Source organism: Flavobacterium sp. UW10123 (assembly GCF_040538975.1).
Taxonomy (GTDB): domain Bacteria; phylum Bacteroidota; class Bacteroidia; order Flavobacteriales; family Flavobacteriaceae; genus Flavobacterium.
This window is the reverse complement of sequence record NZ_JBEWQE010000004.1, coordinates 17,209-39,047: the sequence shown is the minus strand read 5'-3', so window position 1 is coordinate 39,047 and position 21,839 is coordinate 17,209. Positions and strand designations below refer to the sequence as shown.

At 33.5% G+C, this 21,839-nt stretch carries 17 protein-coding genes; 3 read left to right on the top strand and 14 right to left on the bottom strand.

Annotated elements, in window-relative coordinates; genetic code table 11:
- Positions 1 to 17 precede the first annotated feature (17 nt).
- On the bottom strand, positions 18 to 1,421 hold the full coding sequence (locus ABXT06_RS05905) for a Kelch repeat-containing protein (protein WP_354589919.1): 1,404 nt from the start codon (positions 1,419 to 1,421) through the stop codon (positions 18 to 20).
- A gap of 175 nt (positions 1,422 to 1,596) precedes the next feature.
- Entirely contained in the window at positions 1,597 to 2,976 is a 1,380-nt protein-coding gene (locus ABXT06_RS05900; protein ID WP_354589918.1) for a Kelch repeat-containing protein, read from the bottom strand.
- A gap of 240 nt (positions 2,977 to 3,216) precedes the next feature.
- Between ABXT06_RS05900 and ABXT06_RS05895 the strand changes: the two genes are divergently transcribed.
- On the top strand, positions 3,217 to 4,377 hold the full coding sequence (locus tag ABXT06_RS05895) for a C40 family peptidase (protein WP_354589917.1): 1,161 nt from the start codon (positions 3,217 to 3,219) through the stop codon (positions 4,375 to 4,377).
- On the opposite strand, the gene ABXT06_RS05890 is transcribed toward ABXT06_RS05895, so the two are convergent.
- From ABXT06_RS05890 to ABXT06_RS05880, 3 genes are all read right to left on the bottom strand, one after another.
- The gene (locus tag ABXT06_RS05890) at positions 4,369 to 4,764 is read right to left on the bottom strand and encodes a response regulator (protein WP_354589916.1); all 396 of its coding nucleotides are present in this window, start codon (positions 4,762 to 4,764) and stop codon (positions 4,369 to 4,371) included. The genes ABXT06_RS05895 and ABXT06_RS05890 overlap by 9 nt on opposite strands.
- Positions 4,754 to 6,178: a sensor histidine kinase gene (locus ABXT06_RS05885; protein ID WP_354589915.1), complete on the bottom strand. Its 1,425-nt coding sequence runs from the start codon at positions 6,176 to 6,178 to the stop codon at positions 4,754 to 4,756. The genes ABXT06_RS05890 and ABXT06_RS05885 overlap by 11 nt, the downstream gene beginning before the upstream one ends.
- A 418-nt stretch (positions 6,179 to 6,596) precedes the next feature.
- Entirely contained in the window at positions 6,597 to 7,355 is a 759-nt protein-coding gene (locus tag ABXT06_RS05880) for a methyltransferase domain-containing protein (RefSeq protein WP_354589914.1), read from the bottom strand.
- 198 nt (positions 7,356 to 7,553) lie between these two features.
- Between ABXT06_RS05880 and ABXT06_RS05875 the strand changes: the two genes are divergently transcribed.
- Positions 7,554 to 8,963 (top strand): APC family permease, encoded by a 1,410-nt coding sequence (locus ABXT06_RS05875; protein ID WP_354589913.1) that lies wholly within the window; start codon positions 7,554 to 7,556, stop codon positions 8,961 to 8,963.
- 74 nt (positions 8,964 to 9,037) lie between these two features.
- Here ABXT06_RS05875 and ABXT06_RS05870 read toward each other — a convergent pair whose 3' ends face one another.
- The 6 genes from ABXT06_RS05870 to dinB form a co-directional block, all read right to left on the bottom strand.
- Positions 9,038 to 9,442 (bottom strand): MFS transporter, encoded by a 405-nt coding sequence (locus tag ABXT06_RS05870; RefSeq protein WP_354589912.1) that lies wholly within the window; start codon positions 9,440 to 9,442, stop codon positions 9,038 to 9,040.
- A 157-nt stretch (positions 9,443 to 9,599) separates the two neighbouring features.
- On the bottom strand, positions 9,600 to 10,061 hold the full coding sequence (locus ABXT06_RS05865) for a DUF1810 domain-containing protein (protein ID WP_354589911.1): 462 nt from the start codon (positions 10,059 to 10,061) through the stop codon (positions 9,600 to 9,602).
- 157 nt (positions 10,062 to 10,218) lie between these two features.
- Positions 10,219 to 10,845: an alpha-ketoglutarate-dependent dioxygenase AlkB family protein gene (locus tag ABXT06_RS05860; RefSeq protein ID WP_354589910.1), complete on the bottom strand. Its 627-nt coding sequence runs from the start codon at positions 10,843 to 10,845 to the stop codon at positions 10,219 to 10,221.
- A 41-nt stretch (positions 10,846 to 10,886) separates the two neighbouring features.
- Positions 10,887 to 12,266 carry an exonuclease domain-containing protein gene (locus tag ABXT06_RS05855; RefSeq protein WP_354589909.1) on the bottom strand — a complete coding sequence of 460 codons (1,380 nt, stop codon included), beginning with the start codon at positions 12,264 to 12,266 and terminating at the stop codon, positions 10,887 to 10,889.
- Positions 12,267 to 12,385: 119 nt separating this feature from the next.
- Positions 12,386 to 15,439 carry a DNA polymerase III subunit alpha gene (locus ABXT06_RS05850; protein WP_354589908.1) on the bottom strand — a complete coding sequence of 1,018 codons (3,054 nt, stop codon included), beginning with the start codon at positions 15,437 to 15,439 and terminating at the stop codon, positions 12,386 to 12,388.
- Positions 15,439 to 16,620: a DNA polymerase IV gene (gene dinB / locus ABXT06_RS05845; RefSeq protein ID WP_354589907.1), complete on the bottom strand. Its 1,182-nt coding sequence runs from the start codon at positions 16,618 to 16,620 to the stop codon at positions 15,439 to 15,441. The genes ABXT06_RS05850 and dinB overlap by 1 nt, the downstream gene beginning before the upstream one ends.
- A gap of 89 nt (positions 16,621 to 16,709) precedes the next feature.
- Between dinB and ABXT06_RS05840 the strand changes: the two genes are divergently transcribed.
- Positions 16,710 to 17,483 carry an XRE family transcriptional regulator gene (locus ABXT06_RS05840; RefSeq protein WP_201998120.1) on the top strand — a complete coding sequence of 258 codons (774 nt, stop codon included), beginning with the start codon at positions 16,710 to 16,712 and terminating at the stop codon, positions 17,481 to 17,483.
- A gap of 82 nt (positions 17,484 to 17,565) precedes the next feature.
- Here ABXT06_RS05840 and ABXT06_RS05835 read toward each other — a convergent pair whose 3' ends face one another.
- From ABXT06_RS05835 to ABXT06_RS05825, 3 genes are all read right to left on the bottom strand, one after another.
- Positions 17,566 to 18,327 carry a phosphatase PAP2 family protein gene (locus ABXT06_RS05835; protein ID WP_354589906.1) on the bottom strand — a complete coding sequence of 254 codons (762 nt, stop codon included), beginning with the start codon at positions 18,325 to 18,327 and terminating at the stop codon, positions 17,566 to 17,568.
- 275 nt (positions 18,328 to 18,602) lie between these two features.
- Entirely contained in the window at positions 18,603 to 20,321 is a 1,719-nt protein-coding gene (locus tag ABXT06_RS05830; RefSeq protein WP_354589905.1) for an ATP-binding protein, read from the bottom strand.
- A gap of 262 nt (positions 20,322 to 20,583) precedes the next feature.
- Positions 20,584 to 21,705 carry a sensor protein KdpD gene (locus ABXT06_RS05825; protein WP_354589904.1) on the bottom strand — a complete coding sequence of 374 codons (1,122 nt, stop codon included), beginning with the start codon at positions 21,703 to 21,705 and terminating at the stop codon, positions 20,584 to 20,586.
- Positions 21,706 to 21,839: the final 134 nt, after the last annotated feature.

Below are 21,839 nucleotides of genomic sequence, written 5' to 3'. Positions count from 1 at the left end.
TTTGTTTTTAGAAAAAATTAGTTTCCGTTGGCTAAATTATTTTGCGATAAAACTCTAATTCGGTAAGGTCTTGTGGTGTCAAATTCATCCACACTGATGCTGTATGTTTTTGATGAAGGAGAAGCATAGTAATTAGTAAAATTATATCCCCCGATTATATATAATTTGTCATCAATAAAATGCATTGCAGCAGATTTGAGCTCAAGCTTAATATGATATTCTTTAATTAGTTTCGAATTTATGTTATAAACGAGCAGTTTGCCATCTTCAAATAGATAAATAGTGTCTTCATGGTATGTAATTGCAGGATTTTCGAGTCGGCAAAGTAAAGTTGCTTCTTGTTTCCAGATTTCATTTGTTAAATCAAAACTCTGAATCTCAGAAAAACTTCTGTTGTTGGTATTGCCAATTGTAAATATTTTATCGCCAATTAAAGCACCTTTTACTTCTTGGCCTACTGGCATTTTTGTTAATTCATACCACAAACCTGAAGTTAGATTGTACAAATGTACCTTGTCAGTAAAAATTTTTTGACCTTTTTCGGTTGATCTTATTGAACCGCCCATAACAATAATATTGTCTTTATAAGTGAAAGAAGCAAAGTTTACGGCTTTATGCGGGTTGGTTTTGTCAATTACAATTTGATTTGTGTTAAGATCAAAAACTTCAATTTCATTGTCTAGAAATTCATGTTTTTTATTGCCCAGAGGTCCCTTTTTCCCTCCTAAAACATAAAGGATATTATTGTGAAAATTGATGCTATGGTAAGCTCTTTTTCTAAATTTCTGATTCGATTTCTCCCACAAATCTGCTTTCGGATCGTAAGCGAGGAGATCTCCCTTGTAAAAAACTTTACCTTGATTGTCTTCAAGTTCTCGAAGGTATTTGCTTACATAAACAGGATCGTTAAATCTAGTAGGATCGCCGCCACCTATATCTTTTGATTTAATATTAGTTAAAACATTATATTGTTCGCTAATATCACCTCCAACAACATAGATTTTGCCATTTGCTACTACAGATCCAAAAGAATAAATGCCGTATTCTAAAGGTGCGAGTTCGGTGAAATCAAGTTTAGATTTCAGTTTGGACCATTTAATATTGGTAATATTTACATTTTTTAAGGTTTCAATATCTTCTTCAAGTGAGATAACATAATTTGATTTTTGTAAATCTTTAATCGCAATTTTTGATGTGATGTACCCAACATGAGAAACCTGAAGAGTGTCATTGGGCTTTATTTTGTTATTTAATGAAAATTCTCCTTTGTCATTGGTCAAAGTTCCAATTTGAGTGCGCAATGCATAGATATTGGTATCTTCCACTGGTAAATTAGTAGCTCGAGATTTGACAGTTCCGCTGACTATTTGGGCATTCGAAATAAAAGGCAGTAAAAGGACGAAGTAAAGTAGTTTTTTCACAGTAAATAAGTTTTATCTTGGATTGAATTCTAAAAAAAAAACTCTTAGAAAAGCGTATTGAACTTTGTGTCTAGCTATTTGTTTGAAGTAAATTTAGTATTAAATTTTTGAACCGCAATTGTAATAGGAATAGATTTTTATCTGAAAATGAGTAGGTTCCATTTTTTATTGCGGGCTAATTTCTTTGAGCTAGATTGTTTTGTGATAAAACTCTAATGCGGTTTGGTGCGGTGGTGTCAAATTCGTCAGTAGAAATGCTGTACACTTTTGATGAAGGAAGCTTCATAAACGAGCCAAATGAGTAGCCTCCAATAATATACAGCTTGTTATTTATAAAATGCATGGTAGCGCCTCTTAACTGAAGATCAATAAAATATTCTTTAATTTGTTTTGATTTTGTATTATAAATTGACAGCTTTCCGTCTTCGAGAAGGTAGATGTCATTATCATTGTAAGCAATTGCTGGATTTTCTAAGTGAGAAATTAAAGTCGCTTCATTTTTCCAAGTTTCATTTGTTATATCAAAACTCTGAATTTCAGATAAGCTTTTGTTGTTTTTACTTCCAACGGTAAAAATTTTATCGCCAATCAAAACCCCTTTAACTTCTTTGGCAACCGGCATTTTTTCTAACTCATACCATAATCCAGAAGTGATATTGTACATGTGTACTTTGTCTGTGAAGGTTTTTTGTCCTCTTTCAGTCTTTTTTGTAGAACCGCCCATAACAATGATATTGTCTTTATAAACAAAAGAAGCAAAATCTGAAGCTGTATGAGGATTGGTTTTGTCAATTGCAATCGAGTTTTTATTCATGTCAAAAACTTCAATTTCATTTTCTAAATATTCAAATCTTTGATTTGTGGATACTCTTTTTCCTCCCAAAACATAGAGCGTGTTATTGTAATAATTTATATTATGATAAGCTCTTCTCTTGAATTTTGTATCTGATTTCTCCCATACATCTGTTTTAGGATCATAAATAAGCAGGTCTTCCTTGTAAAATTTTTTAGCAACATTCAATTGAAGTAAATCTCGATATTTTTTTTCGAAGTTAGGGTCGTTGTCAGAACTTATGTTTCTTTCCTTTAAAATGTTTAGTGCATTCTCTTCTTCGCTCGTATCTCCGCCTGTAATATAAATTTTGCCATTTATTACTGTCGAACCAAAAGAATAAAGAACATTGTTTAAAGATTCAAGCTTAGTAAAGTCAAGTTTAGATTTTAATTTTGCTTGATGATTTGTTACCTCAACATTATTAAGAGTTTCAATATCTTCTTTAAGTAAAATGATAAAATTTGATTTTTTAAGATCGGTAATTGCAATTTTTGTTGGATTGTAGCCAATATGTGACACCTGAATTGTATCGTTTGCTTTTACTTTGTTTAGTAAAAATTCCCCGCTGTCATTGGTTATTGTTCCAGTTTGAGCTCGTAACGCATATAGGTTTGCATCTCCGATTGGTAAATTAGTAGATTCAGATTTAACAATTCCGCTTATTGTTTGTGCATTTGTAATAAAAGGCAGTAAAATGACAATTTGGAGTAGTTTTTTCACAATACTAGGTTTTAGTTTGGTTTGGAAAATTTTTAAAAAACACAATTTTATAAAAAACTGCTTTTCAAAAAGTTGGCTCAATATTCATGCCGAGGCTGTTAATTTGAAGTAAATTAATTGTTAAAAATACTCATTTTTTTACTTTAAAAAGTTAAATTCGCTTTTTAGGCAATATATTTGTCTTTTTTGAGTTGAGATTATTGTGTAACATTAAAAAGGTAAAACTTTTAAATAAGGAGTATGGTTTATAGGTTAATAATAGTATTGTTTTTTTTCAGTGTAGGAGCTTTGGCGCAGGATAATTTTATTAAGCACAAAATTTCACAAGGAGATAACCTTTCTGTTATTGCTAAAAAATACGGAGTAAAAGTAAAAGACATCGCAGACGCAAACCCAAATGCTCCTAAAATATTAAAACTAAATTCGACCCTTTTAATTCCAAATAAAAATAAAACGACTGCAAAAACAAAGACTAAAAATGTTGAAGTTGCAGTAAATAATACCTCTTCTAATACTTCTGGCACTCACGAAGTAGCTTCCAAAGAAACGCTTTGGGGAATTTCTAAAAAATATAATGTCTCTGTTGATGAATTGAAAAAAGCAAATCCATCTATAGAAACCGAAGGCTTAAAAATAGGACAGCAAATAAATATTCCTTCAAATAACGCAGTAGCAAATATTATTTCTCCAAGTGAAACTCCAGTTAATTTAGAAGTAGTTTCAACAGATGTAGAACTTTTTAGAGAGGTCAAGGCTAAAGAAACAAAATACGGCATTTCTAAAGAATATGGTATTACCGTTGCAGAATTGGAACGTCAGAATCCGTCAATTAAAGGAAAAGTACCTGTTGGATATTTATTGAAAATTCTTGTTCCAAAAGAAAAAGCAGATGCAATTCAGGCCGCAAAAACATTGCAAGAGACTAATATTCAGACCAATGATTCTTCTAGTCAAATAGCTGAGGCCACTCCAGAAATAAAAAGAGATTCAACTTTTGTTAGAACAGGAAATTATTCTGTATTAATTGATCAGCTTATAGCAAGTGCAACTGAGAATATAGGAACTAGATATAGATCAGGCGGAACAACAAAAGCAGGTTTTGACTGTTCAGGATTAATGTTTTGTACTTTTGGCAACTTTGATATTAAACTTCCGAGAAGCTCAATAGAACAATCTCGAATAGGAACAAAAGTAGCTTCGGAGGAAGCTCAAAAAGGAGACCTAATTTTCTTCAGAACTAACGGCAGGCGCCATATAAATCATGTAGGTATGGTTGTTGAAAATGTTGACGGTGAGATTAAATTTGTACATTCATCTACTCATGGTGGTGTGATGATTTCTTCGACAAAAGAGCCATATTACACTAGAGCATTTTCTCAAGTAAATCGTGTTTTAAATTAAGTTTTCTAGAAAAACACTTTTCAATATTTCTAATCTAAAAGGTTTATTCCAAAAATCAGATACGTACTTATTTTCTTTAACTTTCTTGATTTCGTCACTATCCAAAGTCGAAGAAAGTACAAAAATTTCAATCTTTTCTTTTATATCTTCTGGCAACCTGTCGAATTCTTTCAAGAATTCAAATCCATCCATAATAGGCATCTGAATGTCTAAAAGAATAATTAATGGATTTTGGCTCTGATTTTTTAGCAACCAATTCATGCCTTCTTTCCCATTATTAGCTATATAAATAGGATTGATGTCAAGCCCTTTTTTAAGTAGCTTTTTAGTGATAAATTGATCGATCAGATTATCTTCTATAATTATAAATTGAGATCTATACGGCATATGAATTTGGTATTGTTACTATAAATTTACTTCCGACTCTGTTTTCTGAAAAAACTGAAATGTCCCCTCTAATATTTTCAACTGCTTCTTTTACGATATACAAACCTAATCCAGAACCTTTGTTTTTGTTGGTTCCAAAGTACATGTCAAAGATGTTCGCTTTATAATCGTCATGAATTCCGATTCCATTATCTGCTATTTCAATTCTATTTTGACCTTCGGTAAAGTAGGTTTTTATTGTAATAAACATTTCTGGCTTATTGCAATCAGCATACTTTATAGCATTAGAAAGCAAGTTGTTAATAATAATTTTTAAGCGAAGACCATCACTTTCAATCTGATCCACCAAAAGTTCTTGAGTGAATTTAATTTTGCTTGCATTTTCGATATGCATTAATTGCAAAATGGCCTCATTGCAAAGCTCCTTCAAGCTTACAGGTTCCATCACTATTTGTTTTCTTTTGTTTTTAGAGTAATCAATGATATCGCTAATAAATTGATCTTGTCTAGCAAGGCTTTGATGCATCATTTGCAAATAATTTCGAACCTGCTCTGCGTCATCTTCCAAAGCGGTAATTTCGATAAGACCTTTTAATGAAGTGATTGGAGATCTCAGATCGTGTGATGCGCTGTATACAAATCGATCCAATTCACGATTTACAATAACAAGATTTTCATTTTTTACCTCTATCTCTTTTTTAGAAACCAATAATCTTTTGACCATTATAGAATAATAAAGACAAACGCTGCAGACTATTACCAGAATAAAAAAAATATTTGTGATAATGAGCAAATCTTTTATTTTTCGAGTTCCTTCTCCTAAAGTATTAGAAAAATTACGTTCATTAATAGTTAATCGGTCGCTTATTGCACTAATATCTTTTAAGAACTTTTTTTGGTCTGCTGCGGTTAATATATTGTGTTTAATTTTGGCATTAATTTGCTGTCCGATAACAAATAAATTAAAAATTAATTTGTCGCCTTGTCCCCATTCGTTTATAGCTTTAGATAAAAAACTCACATTTTTAAAGTTTTCAAAAAGCCATATAATATCATCTAAATCATCTTCATTATTTCGGCCTGTTAAAAAGCCCTTTCTGGCAATTTCATTGTCTCCAGCCTTCAAAAGTGTGATCCTTGCAATTCCATCTCCTTGTGGCACTTTTAACTCTTCTAAATACAATTTCCATTGAGAAGGGTTTTTGGTGAATAAATAAGTAATCAAGTGTCTAGATGCGTCTTTCTGTCCTTTTGAATAATGAGATTCTCCATTTACATAAGCTCTGTTGGCAGATAAGATTTTAATAGTAAAAAAATTGATGCAAATTAATAATGCGCACGAAATAAAAACGATTAAAATAAGAATGAAAACATTTGGGAAACGAAAATTTTTTAAAGCTTGCAATTTAGACATAATCTTAAAAATTAGTAGGTTAATAAAAAAGTGCCTTTTGCGTGTTTTATAAGGTATGAATAAATATTTCTGGGGAAAAATTAATTCATTGTAAACTTTAAACACTTGTTAATTTATTTTGCTATTTATAAATGCCTTTAAAATGATTCTCTCAAATATAATAAAATTTATCTTATGATTTTAGCAAAAAAAATAGTCTAGAGGTAAAAATGCTCTTATTTTGGTTGTTTTTGTTTAAGTGTTTGTTTTGTAGACTGTTGTTTTTTTAAAGTGCACTTTTGCTAGTTTGTGAACTTAAGGAAACAGCTTTTGGCTGGATTTTGAAAAGAAATAAAAGAATAAATCATGTATTCAAATAAAAAGTAAGAGACATTATTTTTGTTTAAGAATTGATGATTGAATTTGTCAAATTGTCGGATTAAAATTTTGCATAAATAATCAATCTCCTAAAGGCATAAATAGAGGGTACAACGGGAAAATAAGTGTTTATTCTTTTCTTGAACTCGGTTGTTAAAGTTGCAAATTCTTCTTCTTTTAATCTTTCTTTATAAACTGTTAGTGCAGAGCCTGAAATGAAGTCGAAAAAGTCATCTTTTTTATTAGAAATAATAGGATAAACTTTCTCGTACAGAACCAAATCTTTACCGCCATTTTCAAATATAATTTTAGCGTACTCATCTAAAGTTAATACAGGAGAAGGGCGTGTCCAATTTTTCAGATAGAATGCAAAAGGTTCTTCTTGAACGAGTTGAAAGAGTATTTTGTTTAGAATATTTTCATTTTGTTGTGGCATCTGAATCGCCAATTGTCCTCCTGGATTGATGTGGGAAATAATTCTCGGAAAAAGTTCATTATGATTATCAATCCATTGCAATGCAGCATTCGAAAAAATTAAGTCCCATTTGGTGTCATCATTGAACTGTTCTAAGATTGTTTTTTCTTTAAATTCAAGATTTTCCTGTACTGGGGCTTTGGCTAGCATTTCGGCAGAATTATCAATACCAAGAATAAATGGATTAGTTAATTTTTGATGCAATTTTTGAGTAAGTTCACCTGTTCCACATCCGAGGTCGATAACTCTTAGATTGGGTTTGTCAATAATATGACTTATTAGATCTTCAAAAGGTTTAGAACGTTCTTCTTTAAACTCATTGTATTTTTTTGGATCCCAAGTCATGATTTGCTTTTTCTTTTAAAATTAAACAAAAATTTCTTTAATTCTTTGCATAACGATGGAATACGCCCAAAAGATTTTAATAGAAATTTGGGTTAAATCTTGATAAATATGATCTTTTTTAAGAATTTATAGAATTTATAATTTAAAGATTAAGATTTCAGAAAAAAGTATATCTTTAGCCAACCTAAACCAATAAAAATGCAAGAAAACGACCAAGAACATTTTAAAAGAGAACTCGGACTTTTAGACGGAACCATGCTTGTGGTTGGCTCTATGATCGGATCCGGGATATTTATTGTAAGTGCCGATATTGCTCGACAAGTAGGTTCGGCAGGATGGCTTACCTTAATCTGGCTTTTGTCTGGATTTATTACTGTTGTCGCAGCAGTTAGTTATGGCGAATTGAGTGCGATGTTTCCAAAAGCAGGAGGGCAATATGTTTACCTTAAAGAAGCTTACAATAAGCTCATTGCCTTTTTATATGGCTGGAGTTTTTTTGCAGTTATTCAGACTGGAACTATTGCGGCTGTAGGAGTGGCTTTTTCTAAATTTGCTGCTTATTTGTACGAACCGTTAAGCGATGAAAATATTCTTTACGAACTGGGAGCTTTTAAACTGAATGCTGCTCAGCTAGTTTCGATTTTGACTATTATCATTCTGACTTTCATTAATAGCCGTGGAGTGAAAAACGGAAAAATTCTGCAAACCGTTTTAACAATAATTAAAATTTTATCGCTACTAGGATTAGTCGTTTTTGGACTTACGCTTGCTGCGAAAGCTTCTGTTTGGGACGCAAACTGGGCAGATGGGTGGAGTACAAAGACATTGGATAAAGAAAGCGGATCATGGCTTCCAATTAGCGGAACTGCTTTGATTTCTGGAATTTCAGCAGCAATGGTAGGTTCATTATTCTCTAGCGATGCTTGGAATGGTGTGACTTTTATAGCAGGCGAAATTAAAAATCCGAAACGAAATGTTGGTCTTAGTTTGTTTCTAGGTACTTTTATTGTGACTGCTCTTTATGTTGTGACAAATCTTATGTATTTGGCTGTCGTTCCGTTTGATGAAATTGCAACAGCGAAATTTGATCGTGTTGCAGTTGTGGCTTCAGATTATATTTTTGGAAATATCGGAGCCTTGATTATCGCAATTATGATTATGATTTCGACTTTTGCCTGCAACAACGGGTTAATTATGGCGGGTGCGAGAGTATATTATACAATGGCAAAAGACGGTTTGTTTTTCAAAAAGGCAGCTGTTTTAAACAGTTCAAGCGTTCCTGCTTGGGCGCTTTGGGCGCAGTGTATTTGGGCTTCGGCTTTATGTCTTACAGGAAAATATGGAGATTTGCTTGATTTCGTAATTATCATCGTATTAATTTTTTATATTCTGACCATCTACGGAATTTTCATTTTAAGAAAAAAGATGCCAGATGCAGAAAGACCGTATAAAGCATTTGGATATCCATTTTTACCAATGGTATATATTGTTGTAGCGTCGGCGATTTGCATTTCGCTATTAATTACAAAATTCTCAACCTGTGGCTGGGGAGTATTAATTATGTTAACTGGAATTCCAGTTTACTATTTAACAAAACCAAGCGAATAATATTTTTAGTTTCAATTGAAACTAAAAAAAGCATCTTGATTCTTTCAAGATGCTTTTTTTATGCTTTATAGGTTTTAAGAATTAGATAAATCATTAGTAATTCTTTCTTCGGTAGGTCTTAGATAAAGAAGATAAACAATGAGAAGTATTCCAAATAGGATGAATTCAGGCTTTAAGAATAATATCAAAAAAGCGGCGCCTTCAAGAACTGCCCATCTCATTATAGAAGCGGTTTGATAAATAGGCAGTTTATCTTCTAGTTTTAATTTCGGATCAATCTGTTTTAATTGTGCTTTGAATAAGATGCTACTCAAAACAAAGGCAAGAACTGGAATAACAAGATATAGTATTGAATTAGAATCAATAGCAGGAATGCTTAGTGTTTCTAGCGAAATATCTCCTATAATGAAATACGCGATAATTGTCCCAGCGCAAATGCCAAGATGGATGATTTGTAAAGTTTTGATTTTTTCTGTCATAATTTGGTTTAGATTTGAGGTTGATTGTGCAAGTTAACGCTAATTATTTTTAAATAAACAAATTGCAATCTTGATTTTGGCGAATGATATAGTTGCAAACAAAAAAAAGACACTATAATTAGTGTCTTTTAAGTGTAAATAATCGTTGTAAATTCGGTTACATTACAACCGGTTCATCAACAGATTTTATAGTTGAATTAATAATAGACAAAGTAAGAGGATCGGTTTCTCCAGAAAAGAAAGCCTCTAGAATTTCCTGAAATACCGGATTTGCATTTTCTACCAATGAAAATAAAGTCATACAAGAACGTAATTTTCGTGCATCTAAGTCGCCAAAAATTCCATCAGCCGATTTCATTTTAAAAGTTAATAGCAATTCTGAAATTTCAATTAAATGTTTTCCTAAAATTGGATGTTCCAAATAATCTGTAGCTTCTTTTAAATCGTTAATGGCATAAAGATTTGCAGTATCGCTTTTGCCTAATCCTTTAATTTGAGGAAAAATAAACCACATCCAATGCGTCTCTTTTTTCCCTTTTCTGATTTCAGAAAGAGCAGTAAGATAAAGTTTGTTCTGCGCATCTAAGAAGCGCGCTAAATCGTTGTTTGAATAAGCCATTACGGTATTATATTTTTTTAAAAGGTTGCAAAAATAGTAAAAAAGGAAGGTTCAGCCTAATAAAACGTTCATACAATCAGTATTTTAACTTTTTTCGACAGAATTTTCCTCGTAGAGATTAAGCTAATAAATCAGCTAGTTTTTAGTTCTGAATGCATTACGCATTACGTTGCGTTTGTCTGAATGTTAAATTTATTCTGGGCAAAACTTTACGTGCTGTTTTCGGTACATGGTGCTGCCAAAAACTATTCGTAGTTCCCGCCATCAGTAGAAAAGAACCATGATGAAGCGGAATTTCGACCAGCGGAACATCCTTTCTGAATTTGTGACGAAGTTTAAACATTCGGGTTTCTCCAAAAGTGACCGATGCTATAATCGGATCTTTGCCAGATTTGTCTTCTCGGTCGCTGTGCCAGCCAACGCCATCTTTTCCGTTTCTATATAAATTTAACAAAAGACTGTTAAAATCAAGTTGTGTTTCTTTTTCAACACGACTTCTGATTTTTAACAATTCATACGTCCAATCAGGTCCGTTTGGATCAGCTCCTGTATTATCTTTATCTTCATACCAAGCAATCATTCTAGGAACGGTGTAGGTTTTATCATAAATTTCCATTTCATATTCTCTCCATTTCGTTTTACGCAGTATTCTTTCATAAAAAGAATCTGATTCTTCTTTGCTGAAGAAATTTTCAATCAGAATTAGTTCGCAATCCGGAAGATCAAATATTTTTTTACCTCCGTGTCCAGTGGTAAATAATTCGGTGTCGGTAAATAGTGTCATAATTTTGATTTTTTACAGCTCTATTTTTCTCTAATTTGATTTTAAACTAAGAAATGCTTTTTAAAGAATACTTTTCTAGGATGCTTTTCTGCATAAGAAAAAATCAACTGTTCAATATATTGATTGCTTTTATAAGGCGTAACATAATTTTTTACGTCTGAAGGTTCATGAATTGAAACATCTGAAGGAAGATATCCCATACCATAAAAATGCCCGTTTTCAATCCAAATGCAGCTGCGCTCTTCTTTTGATTTTCCTTTATCGATAATGGCAAAAGAGGGTCTGTTATTCAATAAATAATCAATAGCATTATCGACTTGTGCATTATGCATTATAGCATCGGGCAGATTTTGTACATTATTATTGTAGAAAAATTCTCCTTCTTCAGATCTTGAATATTTGCAGAAACGATGATCGATTTCAAAACGTTCGGCAAGATTTCGAAGTAAATTAATGCCTTCATGCAAACTGCTGAATTCATGAATGCAAACCTGAAACTTACTTACTTTGCCAATAGCAAGATATTTATAGCCATTTCTAGCTTCGTATTGGTAAATCCCAAATTTAGCTTCAAATCGTTTTAAAGCTCTATTGTAAGTCGGCCAAAGTTTTTTGATTTCAGTACATTCTAAAAGAAGCGCCATTAATTCGGTAGCGCAGACTTCAAAAGAAATTCCGTGAATATCTCTTAAAAAATGCTGTCTCTGCGGATTTATATTGTTACCGGTAAAATGTGATGCTACACGTTTTTTTACATTAATGGCTTTTCCAACATAAATCACTTTTTTTTGCTGATTATAAAAGTAATAGACACCTGGTTTTTCGGGTAAATTATTAAAATCATCTGGCGGGAGATTAGGCGGGAGATGCTGATCTTGTGCTGTTTTTTTGATCATTTTTTCGATTTCTCCGGCATCATCCCATTCTAATAAAAGCGAAAAAAGCAAAGCAGTAGCATCGGCATCTCCACCCGCACGGTGTCTGTTTTCTAAATTGATATTTAAAGAATTGCAAAGATTTCCTAAGCTATAAGAGCCTAATCCTGGTTTGATTTTTCTGGCTGCTCGAACGGTGCAAAGTTTTTTAGCAGACCATTTAAAACCTGACTGTTCCAGTTGATGATGAACGAATGAATAATCGAAATTGACATTATGCGCAACGAAAATGCGATCTGTAAGCATTTCTAAAACTTTTTCTGAAATGTCATCAAAAATAGGCGCATTGGCGACCATTTCGTTATTAATGCCCGTTAATCCAAAAATAGAAGGAGGTATATCCTGTTGAGGATTTACAAGAGTTTCATAACGATCCAGCACATTTTTGCCATCATGAATAATGATCGCAATTTCTGTAATGCGGCTGCCACTGGCATTTCCGCCTGTGGTTTCAATATCGACTATAGCATATTCCGTATTTTTCATCTTTATATAACGTAAGTTGTTCTTTAGTTATTTAAAATTTAACACATAGATTTAAAGTTAAAATTGGCATCTCTACAAGCTAATAAACTATTTTTCTATGTGTTAAACATTGTACTTATTTAAAATTTCATTCGATGTCTAGGAAGATTAATTTCATGCCCTTGCGGATAAGGCGCACGATGTGTCAAACTAACATCTTCCTTTATCTGATTTTGTGTTCTATATTGATCTTTAGAATCCATATAGCGCGGATCTGGAATAAAGGGCATCTTTGCCATTTTGAGAATTGTAATAGTTGGAAAATGATAATCGACCTCAACATTTCCTAGCAATAAATAACAACCTCCGCCTTGAAAAGGATGTTTTTCTAAACTATCCGGAAAATGAGCGGTGTCAAAATAAGTGCCTTCATGATCAATCCAAGTTCCGAAATACATCGTTCCTTTTTTTGTTGGAACGTGTTTTCTGGAAATCAAATAAGCCAGCATTCGGACTTGTTTTTTATGATATTTAACTAAATCTTTCGCCATAACATCTCCACGATGTTTGGTTTGCAAAAGATCAAAAACAGTACAGGAAACAGGAAAACTCAATAATTCGATTTCATCAAATGCATCTTCAAAAACAGAACGTTCCAATTTTGGAAGTTTGTATTCTTTAACAGGTTCCTGCAGTAATTTTAAATCTCTATTTTCAGGTTTAAAATTATTCAATAACAGACTGGCAGTTACCAAAAGTTGATTTTTGGTTTTTTCTGTAAAACGAAATGCATCAATGAAAATCAGAGTTTTAACGCCTTCAATTCCAATTGGAATGCGATTGATAAAATCTTCCAGAGAATTAAAATCTCCTTTTTTATTTCGATCTTCTTCAATCAAATGAGCGATTTTAGATTCCAAACTTTGAATGTGCATAAAACCGAGATAAATATCTGTGCCATATAAAGTTGTTTGATATTCGCTTTTGTTTACACACGGATTATGAATCGTTCCGCCAGACATTCTTGCCTCGTGTACATATACTTCGGTTCTGTAAAACCCGCCTTGATTGTTGATTACCGCCGTCATAAATTCAACTGGAAAATTAACTTTCAAGTATAAGCTCTGATAGCTTTCAACCGCATAAGAAGCTGAGTGTGCTTTACAAAATGAATATCCTGCGAAAGATTCAATTTGGCGATAAATTTCCTGACTCAAAGTTTCAGGATGCCCTTTTTGAGCACAGCTCGCAAAGAAATTATCTTTTACTTTTTGCAACGCTTCCAAAGATCTTCCTTTTCCCGACATGGCACGACGAAGTATATCTCCATCAGGAGCGGGAAGTCCACCGTAATGCTGGGCGATTTTAATGACATCTTCCTGATAAACCATAATACCGTAAGTTTCACCAAGATGTTCTTTGAATACCTCATGAAAATATTCAAACTGCGTTGGGTTATTATGACGAAAAATATACTCTTTCATCATTCCCGATTGTGCTACTCCGGGACGAATGATAGACGATGCGGCAACAAGAATTTTATAATTATCACAATTTAAACGACGCAGTAAACCACGCATAGCAGGACTTTCGATATAAAAACAGCCAATCGTATGTCCTTTTGCCAAATAAGAATTGCAAACAGCTTCGTCTTTAGAAATCGAAGTATCTCGAATATTAACTTTTATACCGCGGTTTTTGGCAATTAGTTTTACGCTGTCATCAATATGGCCGATACCGCGCTGACTTAAGATATCAAATTTGTCAAAACCAATTTCTTCGGCAATATGCATATCAAAAAGCACGATTGGAAAACCTTTTGGAGGCATTTCCAAAGGCGTATAATTGGTAATTGGTTCCTCCGAAATTAAAATTCCACACGCATGCATACTACGCTGGTTCGGATATTTCCCCATCATTTTTCCGTATTCCTGAACCAATTTTACAATTTTATTGGTTGGATGAAGTTCTTCCGGATTTTTTGCCAAAAGATCTAATTCTTCTTTAGGAAGACCAAAAACTTTTCCGACTTCTCTAAAAATAGATCTATATTTAAACTCGACATTCGTTCCGCAAAAAGCAACATGATCTTTACCGTATTTTTCGAAAATATATTCTAAAATGGTGTTGCGTTCCTGCCAGCTCCAGTCAATATCAAAATCAGGTGGAGTTTTTCGGTTGAGGTTTAGAAAACGTTCAAAATACAGATCCAGTTCTATCGGACAGATATCTGTAATTCCGAGGCAATAGGCAATAATGCTGTTGGCACCGCTTCCTCGACCGATGTGCATAAAACCCTGACTATTGCTGAATTGAATAATATCCCAGGTAATTAAAAAATAACCGCTGAATTCTAATTCGTCAATAACTTTTAATTCTTTTTCTACGCGGGCTTTTGCTTCTAGATTGTCGTTTCCGTAACGTTTTTCAAATCCTTCCCAAGCCAATTCGGTCAGTTTTTTTAAATCTTGCTGGCGGTTTTGAGTATAGAATTTTTTATTTCTTTTTGTTGAAAAATCATATTGAAAATTACAATCGTCAATGATGCGTTGCGTATTCAAGATGATTTCAGGATATTTTTCATAAAAAGGCAGAAGAGACTCTACAGGTTTCATCACATCAGAAACTTTGCAATAATCAGCTTCTGTAAGTTTCGATAAAATAATATTCGTATCAATAGCACGAAGCACTTTATGCAGGTTGTATTCTTTTTTATTTCTAAAAGTTACAGGCTGTAAAATCACCATTTTGGAGATTTTATTTTTATGTTTTGAAGTTAAAAGACTCGAAACTTCTTCAGGACGAACTCCGATAAATTCATTATCAAAAAGTGTTTCTGGAGCATTTTCTAAAGTATAAATCACAAAAACCGACTCGAATTTTGGAGCACGTAAAGGCAAAGTTTCTCCGCTGAAATTATGATCAGTTAAGAATCTGTTCATTTCTGCTAAACCTTCAGCATTTTTCGCCAGTCCAATATATCGGAATTGATGATTACATCTAAATTCCATTCCGATCAAAGGCTTGATTTCTTTTTCCTGACACGCTTTTATAAAATCGTAAATTCCCGTAACGGTATTAATATCCGTCAATGCCATTGCTTTTACACCACATGCAACAGCTTCGGCAATCAATTCCTTAAGCGGAATTGTGCCGTAACGTAATGAATGATAAGAATGACAATTAAGGTACATTATTTCTTGCGTTTTAAAATTTCGTCTTTAGTATTTGGTTTGAAATGAGCTCCGGCACAGCGCATTACAGCATCAAAACCATAACGGCTTTTCATTTTGTCCATCGCTTCATAAAGTGAAAGCATTTCCTGAGTATCCTCAAAAAGATCAATTTGATAGGTTCCGCGTACCAATCCGCTAAAGCGAACGCCAATCAAACGCAGACGCATACGACGCTGATAGACTTTTTCAAAAAGTTCTATTACGTTTTTAGTCAGAATATGATCGGCTGAGGTATAAGCTACTCTGCATTGTTTGGTTTCGGTATCAAAATTGGCGTAACGTATTTTGACTGTAACTGTCGAAGTTAGCCATTGTTCGGCACGAAGCTGAAATGCCAGTTTTTCGACCATTCCTAATAATATCCTTCTCAATTTTGCAAGATCAATAGTATCCTGCGAAAAAGTAGTTTCGGTCGAAATTGATTTTCTTTCCGTATAAGGTTCAACAGGTGTGTGATCGATTCCGTGGGCTTTTTTCCAAAGTTCCAAACCATTTTTGCCAATCATTTGCTGTAAAACCTCAGCAGGCATTTCGGCCAAAGTCTGAATTTTGCGAACGCCAATTCGGGACAAAAGCTGAAAAGTCACAGCGCCCACCATTGGGATTTTCTGAATCGAAAGCGGATTTAAAAAATCTTGTACTTCTTGTTCCGGAATTTGAAGATTCCCAACAGGTTTGCCTTCTCCGGTCGCAATTTTAGAAACGGTTTTATTGATGGATAATGAAAAACTAATTGGAAGTCCGGTTTCTTTAATGACTTTTTGTGCCAGTTCATTTGTCCATTTATAATTGCCATGAAATTTGTCCATTCCGGTAATGTCCATATAAAATTCATCGATACTTGCTTTTTCTAAAACAGGCGCTTTTTCCTGAAGAATTTCGGTAACATCATGAGAAAGTTGCGAATATAATTCCATGTCGCCTTTCATCACTTTTGCGTCTGGGCAAAGTTTTAACGCCATACGAATTGGCATGGCAGAACGGACTCCATATTTACGGGCTTCATACGAACAAGATGCCACAACGCCGCGATCACCTCCGCCAATAATAAGCGGAATCCCATTGAGTTCTGAGTTGGTGCGTCTTTCGCAGGATACAAAAAAGGTATCCAAATCCATATGTACAATTGCCCGTGCCATTTTTCCTTTTGTTTTTGTATGAAACAAAATTAGCACAGGTGGTAACATTTTTTTGTATATTTGCTGTTCCAAATTATAACAAATTTATTATGTCCTTATTTTCAGACAACATCAGAGCGTTAAGGGTTAAGCATAAAATATCACAAGAAAAATTAGCTGAAAACCTAAGTATTACAAGAGGAAGATACGTGAAATACGAAGATGGAACTTCGGAAGCACCGTATGATATTTTAAAGAAGATTGCATTATATTTTCATATGAGTATCGACTTGATATTATCTGTCGATATACGTAAAATTGATGTGCAAAATTTGATAAAACTAGAAGGCAACCGACTTATTTTGCCTATTCAAGTGGATAGTTTTGGAGAAAATTTTATTGAAATTGTCTCTCAAAAAGCAAAAGCAGGTTACCTCAACGGATATGCTGATCCAGAATATATTGAAAGTTTACAGCAGATTACACTTCCTTTTTTAGGACCAGGAAAACATCGCGGATTTCCCGTTGAAGGCGATTCGATGCCTCCGCACGAAGATGGTTCGATTATTATTGGTCGTTACGTAGAAAAGCTGGGAGATGTGATGGACGGCAAAACCTATATTCTTATTACTAAAAATGAAGGAATGGTTTATAAACGTCTCAATAAAAACAAAAAGAACGCCTTGGTTTTAGAATCAGATAATAGTTTTTATCCGAATTATGAAGTGAAAGCGTCTGATATTCTAGAGATTTGGGAATACGAATGTAACATCGGCCGTTCGGACAAAAAACAAGAAACGACAGAAACTGGAGCAATGAAAGATTTGCTTTTAGAATTGAAACGTGAAGTTCGAGAGATTAAGAATAATACTTCGAATACGTAAAAAGAGTTTGCCACGAAGGCGCTAAGACACAAAGCTATTTGAAAAAACTTTGTGTCTTAGCGCCTTTGTGGCAAAAAAAAAACTAAAATACCTTAGCAAATCCCAAACCATATTGCTGTCCATTATAAAAAGGCATTATCATAGAAGTTGATTTGTTCTCAGAATCTGACTTAAATAATTTTTTTGTGATATACGGATTAATCCAATATGCAATTTTGGTACTTAAAATTCCAATTCCAGCTCCGGCAGCAACATCAGTCAGCCAATGGCGATTGTTATAAATTCTGAAAAGCCCCGTTCCTGTTGCAACAGCATAACCTGCAATTCCGTACCAAATCGATTTATCTTTATATTCTTGATATAAAAATTCAGCACCCATAAATGCAGTTGCAGTATGTCCGGAAGGGAAGGAGTTGTTCGAACTTCCGTCAGGTCTTTCTACATGAGAAATCGATTTTAACCCTAAAACTGTTGTTGCCATAATCACATATGAAGTCACAAGTATCACAGAACGGTCACGCATATTATTTTTGCCTTTTACGCCAAAAGCATTCAAAGCATAAACCGATGCAGCAGGAGCATACTGAGAAAAATCATCAATGGTAACTTTCTCGTCAATATCTTCAGTAACTTCATCTTTAATTTGGTGGTTGAAGCTCAAAAGCTGATCACTTTCTAGGCCAATAACACCATAACCAATTAAAACCGACGGAATAATTAATTGTTTGTAATTGAATTTTAAATTATGAGAAGTACTGTCAATTTTTGTAATCGAGTCATTTTGCTGTGCATTCGCAGAAAATAATCCGAATAACAATACAAGGAAAATCGTTTTGTGGAACATTTTTTTTGTTGTTATATTTTGCAATAGTAACGAATGTTTAAGTCTGGTATTTTGAACTTAATTGAACCTTAAGCGAACTTTAATTTGTTGGTTTTAAATGAGGTATTTGAATTAAGATTGGCTTATTTTTTTTTCCGCCACGACTCTAGCGATAGCGAACAGGCGAAGCAATTCACGAATTTTAATTTAAAATAATTCGTGAATTCGTGGCTAATAAATTTGCATAAAGCCATTCAAAAATCCTTTTAATCTATATAATCTGTAGCAAAAAATATCTAAATCTTCAGCGAAAACCAAAACGTACTTCCCAATCCTAAATTACTTTCTACGCCAACACTTCCATTTTGAGCTTCAATAAATTCTTTGCTAATAGCTAAACCCAATCCCGTTCCTGATTTCTGACTTCCTGGAACCTGAAAATATTTATCAAAAACTTTGTCTTTATATCGTGTGTCAATTCCTTTTCCAGTATCGATAACCTGAAATATAATTTGATTTAGTTCTTTTTTAAGTTTGATGTGAATGGTACTTTTTTCAGAAGAATAACGAATTGCATTCGACAAATAATTAATCAAGACCCAGCCTGTTTTTTCGCTGTCAGCTTTTACGTCTTGCAGATTTTCATCAGCATCAATAACCAGTTTGATTTGTTTTTGTTCCGCCTGAACTTTTACTGCTTCAACAGCATAATTTACAATTTCTTGCGGATTGCTTTTTTCGATATTCAGCTGAATATTTCCAGTTTCTAATTGCGATAGATTAAGCAATTCGCCAGTAATTTTCAATAAGCGCTGACTGTCATCTTTTATGCTTTCAACCAATTGTTTTTGGTCGTCGTTCATGTCGCCTGTTTTTTCATTTTCAAGCAATTTCAGACTTAATTTTATCGAAGCAATTGGTGTTTTTAATTCGTGTGAAACGGTAGCAATAAAATTGGTTTTAGCAAAATCCAGTTCTTTAAAAAGCGTAATATTTCGCAGAATAATAACATCACCAATATTGATTTCTTTTTCTTCGCCTGTTGGAATTATGGTAATATTTAGAATCTCTTTTTCAAAATAACTTTCTTTTCCGTGCGCATAAATTTTAAGCGGTTGTTTTTTAGGAGCATCTAATTCATCTTTCAAAATCAAAGACCGAATCAAATCATTCGACAAGGCCAGAGTAGAAGCCGATTTCCCAATAACATCTTCCAATTTCAGACCAACAATTTTAAGCGCTTCATCATTGGCAAACAAAACAATTCCTTCATGATCCAGACCAATAATAGGATCGTGCATATTATTGATTAAAGTTTCCAGTCGTTTCTTTTCGAAGAAGAGTTTGTACAAATTACTATCATTATATTCCTGAAGTTTCTGCGCCATTGTATTAAACGATTTGGCCAAATCTCCAAATTCGCTATGACTCGTAAAATGAACGCGCTCCGAATAATTTTTATTGGCAATTTCCTTAATACTCAGTGTTAATTCCTTGATTGGATTGGCAATATTATTTGGGAGATTAACCAGCAAATTAAAAGCAATCAAAAAGCATAAACTTCCCACAATGGCAATCCATAAATTAGCATTTTCGGCGGTATGTTTGGCAATATCACTTTTCTGTTTTATCGCATCCAGATTCAGTTTCATAATAGCAAAAATATCCTGTCTGATTTTTGCTTTTATGGTTTCGTTTGCTCCGTTTTGTTCTAAAAGCGTAAAACTTTTTTCAAGGTTTTCGGTTGCTTCTTTTTCTCCCGGTTCGGTAATATTTTGCGTTTGTTTTTCAAGATATTCCTTGAAAACATGAATCTTGCTATCAGGGCTCGCTTTAATTTCATCCAAAGACAAAATCATGTTTCGCGAATATTCCAGCGTATTATAATTCGCTTTCAGAATATTCTCGGTATCTGCTTTTATCAAAAAAACAGAATAACCGCTCACTAACGAAAGTATGATGATCATTAAAAATAATAATCCAACTCCCAGATTCAATTTGGTTTTAATTCTCATTTTATAAAACATTTAATTTTTTTTGAACCATATAAGTGATATAAGAAAATATTAGAGTTTCTTTTTTTAACCGCAAAGACACTAAGGTTTCGCAAAGCACGCAAAGATTTTTTTTATAGTACAGACAAAAAAACTTTGCGCCCTTGCGACTTTGCGAGCAAAAACTCTAGCGAACTTTGCGTAAAACTTTGCGTCTTTGCGGTTAAACTTCAACGCCCCGAATTTAAAGGAACTTATATCACTTATATGGTTTAAAAATTTTTCACGACAGGATAACAAGATCAACGTTTGATAAAGACAGTTTATTCAACAAACGCCTGAAAATTGTTGTAGACAAAATTACTTTAAATAAATTCAAATGCGGTTTCCCGATACAGACAGTTGTAATTTGTTTTTCTTCTACAGTTGCCAAAATCGCATCGGTAATATTACTGTTTTCCAGTTTAATAACTTCTGCGCCTAATTGCACGGCGAGTTTAAAGTTATTAATTAAATGCCTTTGTTTGTCCAAAGCAATTTTATTACTGCTTTCTTGCGGAGTTTCCACATACAAAACATACCACAATCCGTTATAATAACTGGAGAGTCTTGCTGTTTTTCTAATCACAATTTTAGCCGTTTTGTCATTACTGCTAATGCAGGCCAAAAGTTTCTCATGTCGTAAAGCATGAAGATTCGGAACTTCATTTTCAACTTTTCGAACGACCTGACTCGCTACTTCTTTCAAAGCCAATTCACGCAATTGCAGAATTTGTTCCGATTTAAAAAAGTTCGCTAAAGCAGTCGGAATTTTATCTGTCGTATAAATTTTTCCTTCTTTCAAACGCGCAATCAAATCTTCTGAAGTCAAATCGATATTTACAACCTCATCAGCCAATCGTAAAACATTATCAGGAATACGCTCCTGAACATCAATATTCGTAATTCGTTTTACATCTTCATTTAAACTCTCAATATGCTGAATATTAACTGCCGAAATTACATTAATTCCAGCTTCCAGAATTTCTAAAACATCCTGCCAGCGTTTTTCGTTTTTACTTCCCTCAACATTTGTATGCGCCAATTCATCAACGATAACTACTTCTGGTCTAAGGTTGATGATGGCCTGAACATCGAGTTCTTCGAGTTCTTTTCCTTTATAAAAAATAGTCCGCCTCGGAATAATCGGAAGACCAGCTAATAACTCATGAGTTTCCTTTCGCATATGCGTTTCGATGTAACCAATTTTGACATCGATTCCGTTTTTCAATAACGAATGTGCTTCCTGAAGCATACGAAAAGTCTTGCCCACACCGGCGCTCATTCCAATGTAGATTTTGAATTTTCCTTTCCGAGATTTCTGAATCAAATCCAGAAAATGCTGTGCGTTGTTTTCGTTTTCCATGTTTTTTGTTTTGCCACTAAGGCACTAAAACGCTAAGTTTTATTTTTTAAGCCACAGATTTCACAGATTAAAGAGATTTTTTTAGCCACGAATTACGCGAATTACACAAATTTTTATTTTAAAAATGGCATAAC

Bases quoted from the DNA above. Each gene is read 5' to 3' on its own strand.
- ABXT06_RS05825 (WP_354589904.1), bottom strand. From the start codon at position 21,705: ATGGAAAACGAAAACAACGCACAGCATTTTCTGGATTTGATTCAGAAA.
- ABXT06_RS05840 (WP_201998120.1), top strand. From the start codon at position 16,710: ATGTCCTTATTTTCAGACAACATCAGAGCGTTAAGGGTTAAGCATAAA.
- ABXT06_RS05885 (WP_354589915.1), bottom strand. From the start codon at position 6,178: ATGTCTAAATTGCAAGCTTTAAAAAATTTTCGTTTCCCAAATGTTTTC.
- ABXT06_RS05850 (WP_354589908.1), bottom strand. From the start codon at position 15,439: ATGTACCTTAATTGTCATTCTTATCATTCATTACGTTACGGCACAATT.
- dinB (WP_354589907.1), bottom strand. From the start codon at position 16,620: ATGGCACGGGCAATTGTACATATGGATTTGGATACCTTTTTTGTATCC.
- ABXT06_RS05855 (WP_354589909.1), bottom strand. From the start codon at position 12,266: ATGAAAAATACGGAATATGCTATAGTCGATATTGAAACCACAGGCGGA.
- ABXT06_RS05875 (WP_354589913.1), top strand. From the start codon at position 7,554: ATGCAAGAAAACGACCAAGAACATTTTAAAAGAGAACTCGGACTTTTA.
- ABXT06_RS05880 (WP_354589914.1), bottom strand. From the start codon at position 7,355: ATGACTTGGGATCCAAAAAAATACAATGAGTTTAAAGAAGAACGTTCT.
- ABXT06_RS05830 (WP_354589905.1), bottom strand. From the start codon at position 20,321: ATGAGAATTAAAACCAAATTGAATCTGGGAGTTGGATTATTATTTTTA.
- ABXT06_RS05860 (WP_354589910.1), bottom strand. From the start codon at position 10,845: ATGACACTATTTACCGACACCGAATTATTTACCACTGGACACGGAGGT.
- ABXT06_RS05895 (WP_354589917.1), top strand. From the start codon at position 3,217: ATGGTTTATAGGTTAATAATAGTATTGTTTTTTTTCAGTGTAGGAGCT.
- ABXT06_RS05835 (WP_354589906.1), bottom strand. From the start codon at position 18,327: ATGTTCCACAAAACGATTTTCCTTGTATTGTTATTCGGATTATTTTCT.
- ABXT06_RS05870 (WP_354589912.1), bottom strand. From the start codon at position 9,442: ATGACAGAAAAAATCAAAACTTTACAAATCATCCATCTTGGCATTTGC.
- ABXT06_RS05890 (WP_354589916.1), bottom strand. From the start codon at position 4,764: ATGCCGTATAGATCTCAATTTATAATTATAGAAGATAATCTGATCGAT.
- ABXT06_RS05865 (WP_354589911.1), bottom strand. From the start codon at position 10,061: ATGGCTTATTCAAACAACGATTTAGCGCGCTTCTTAGATGCGCAGAAC.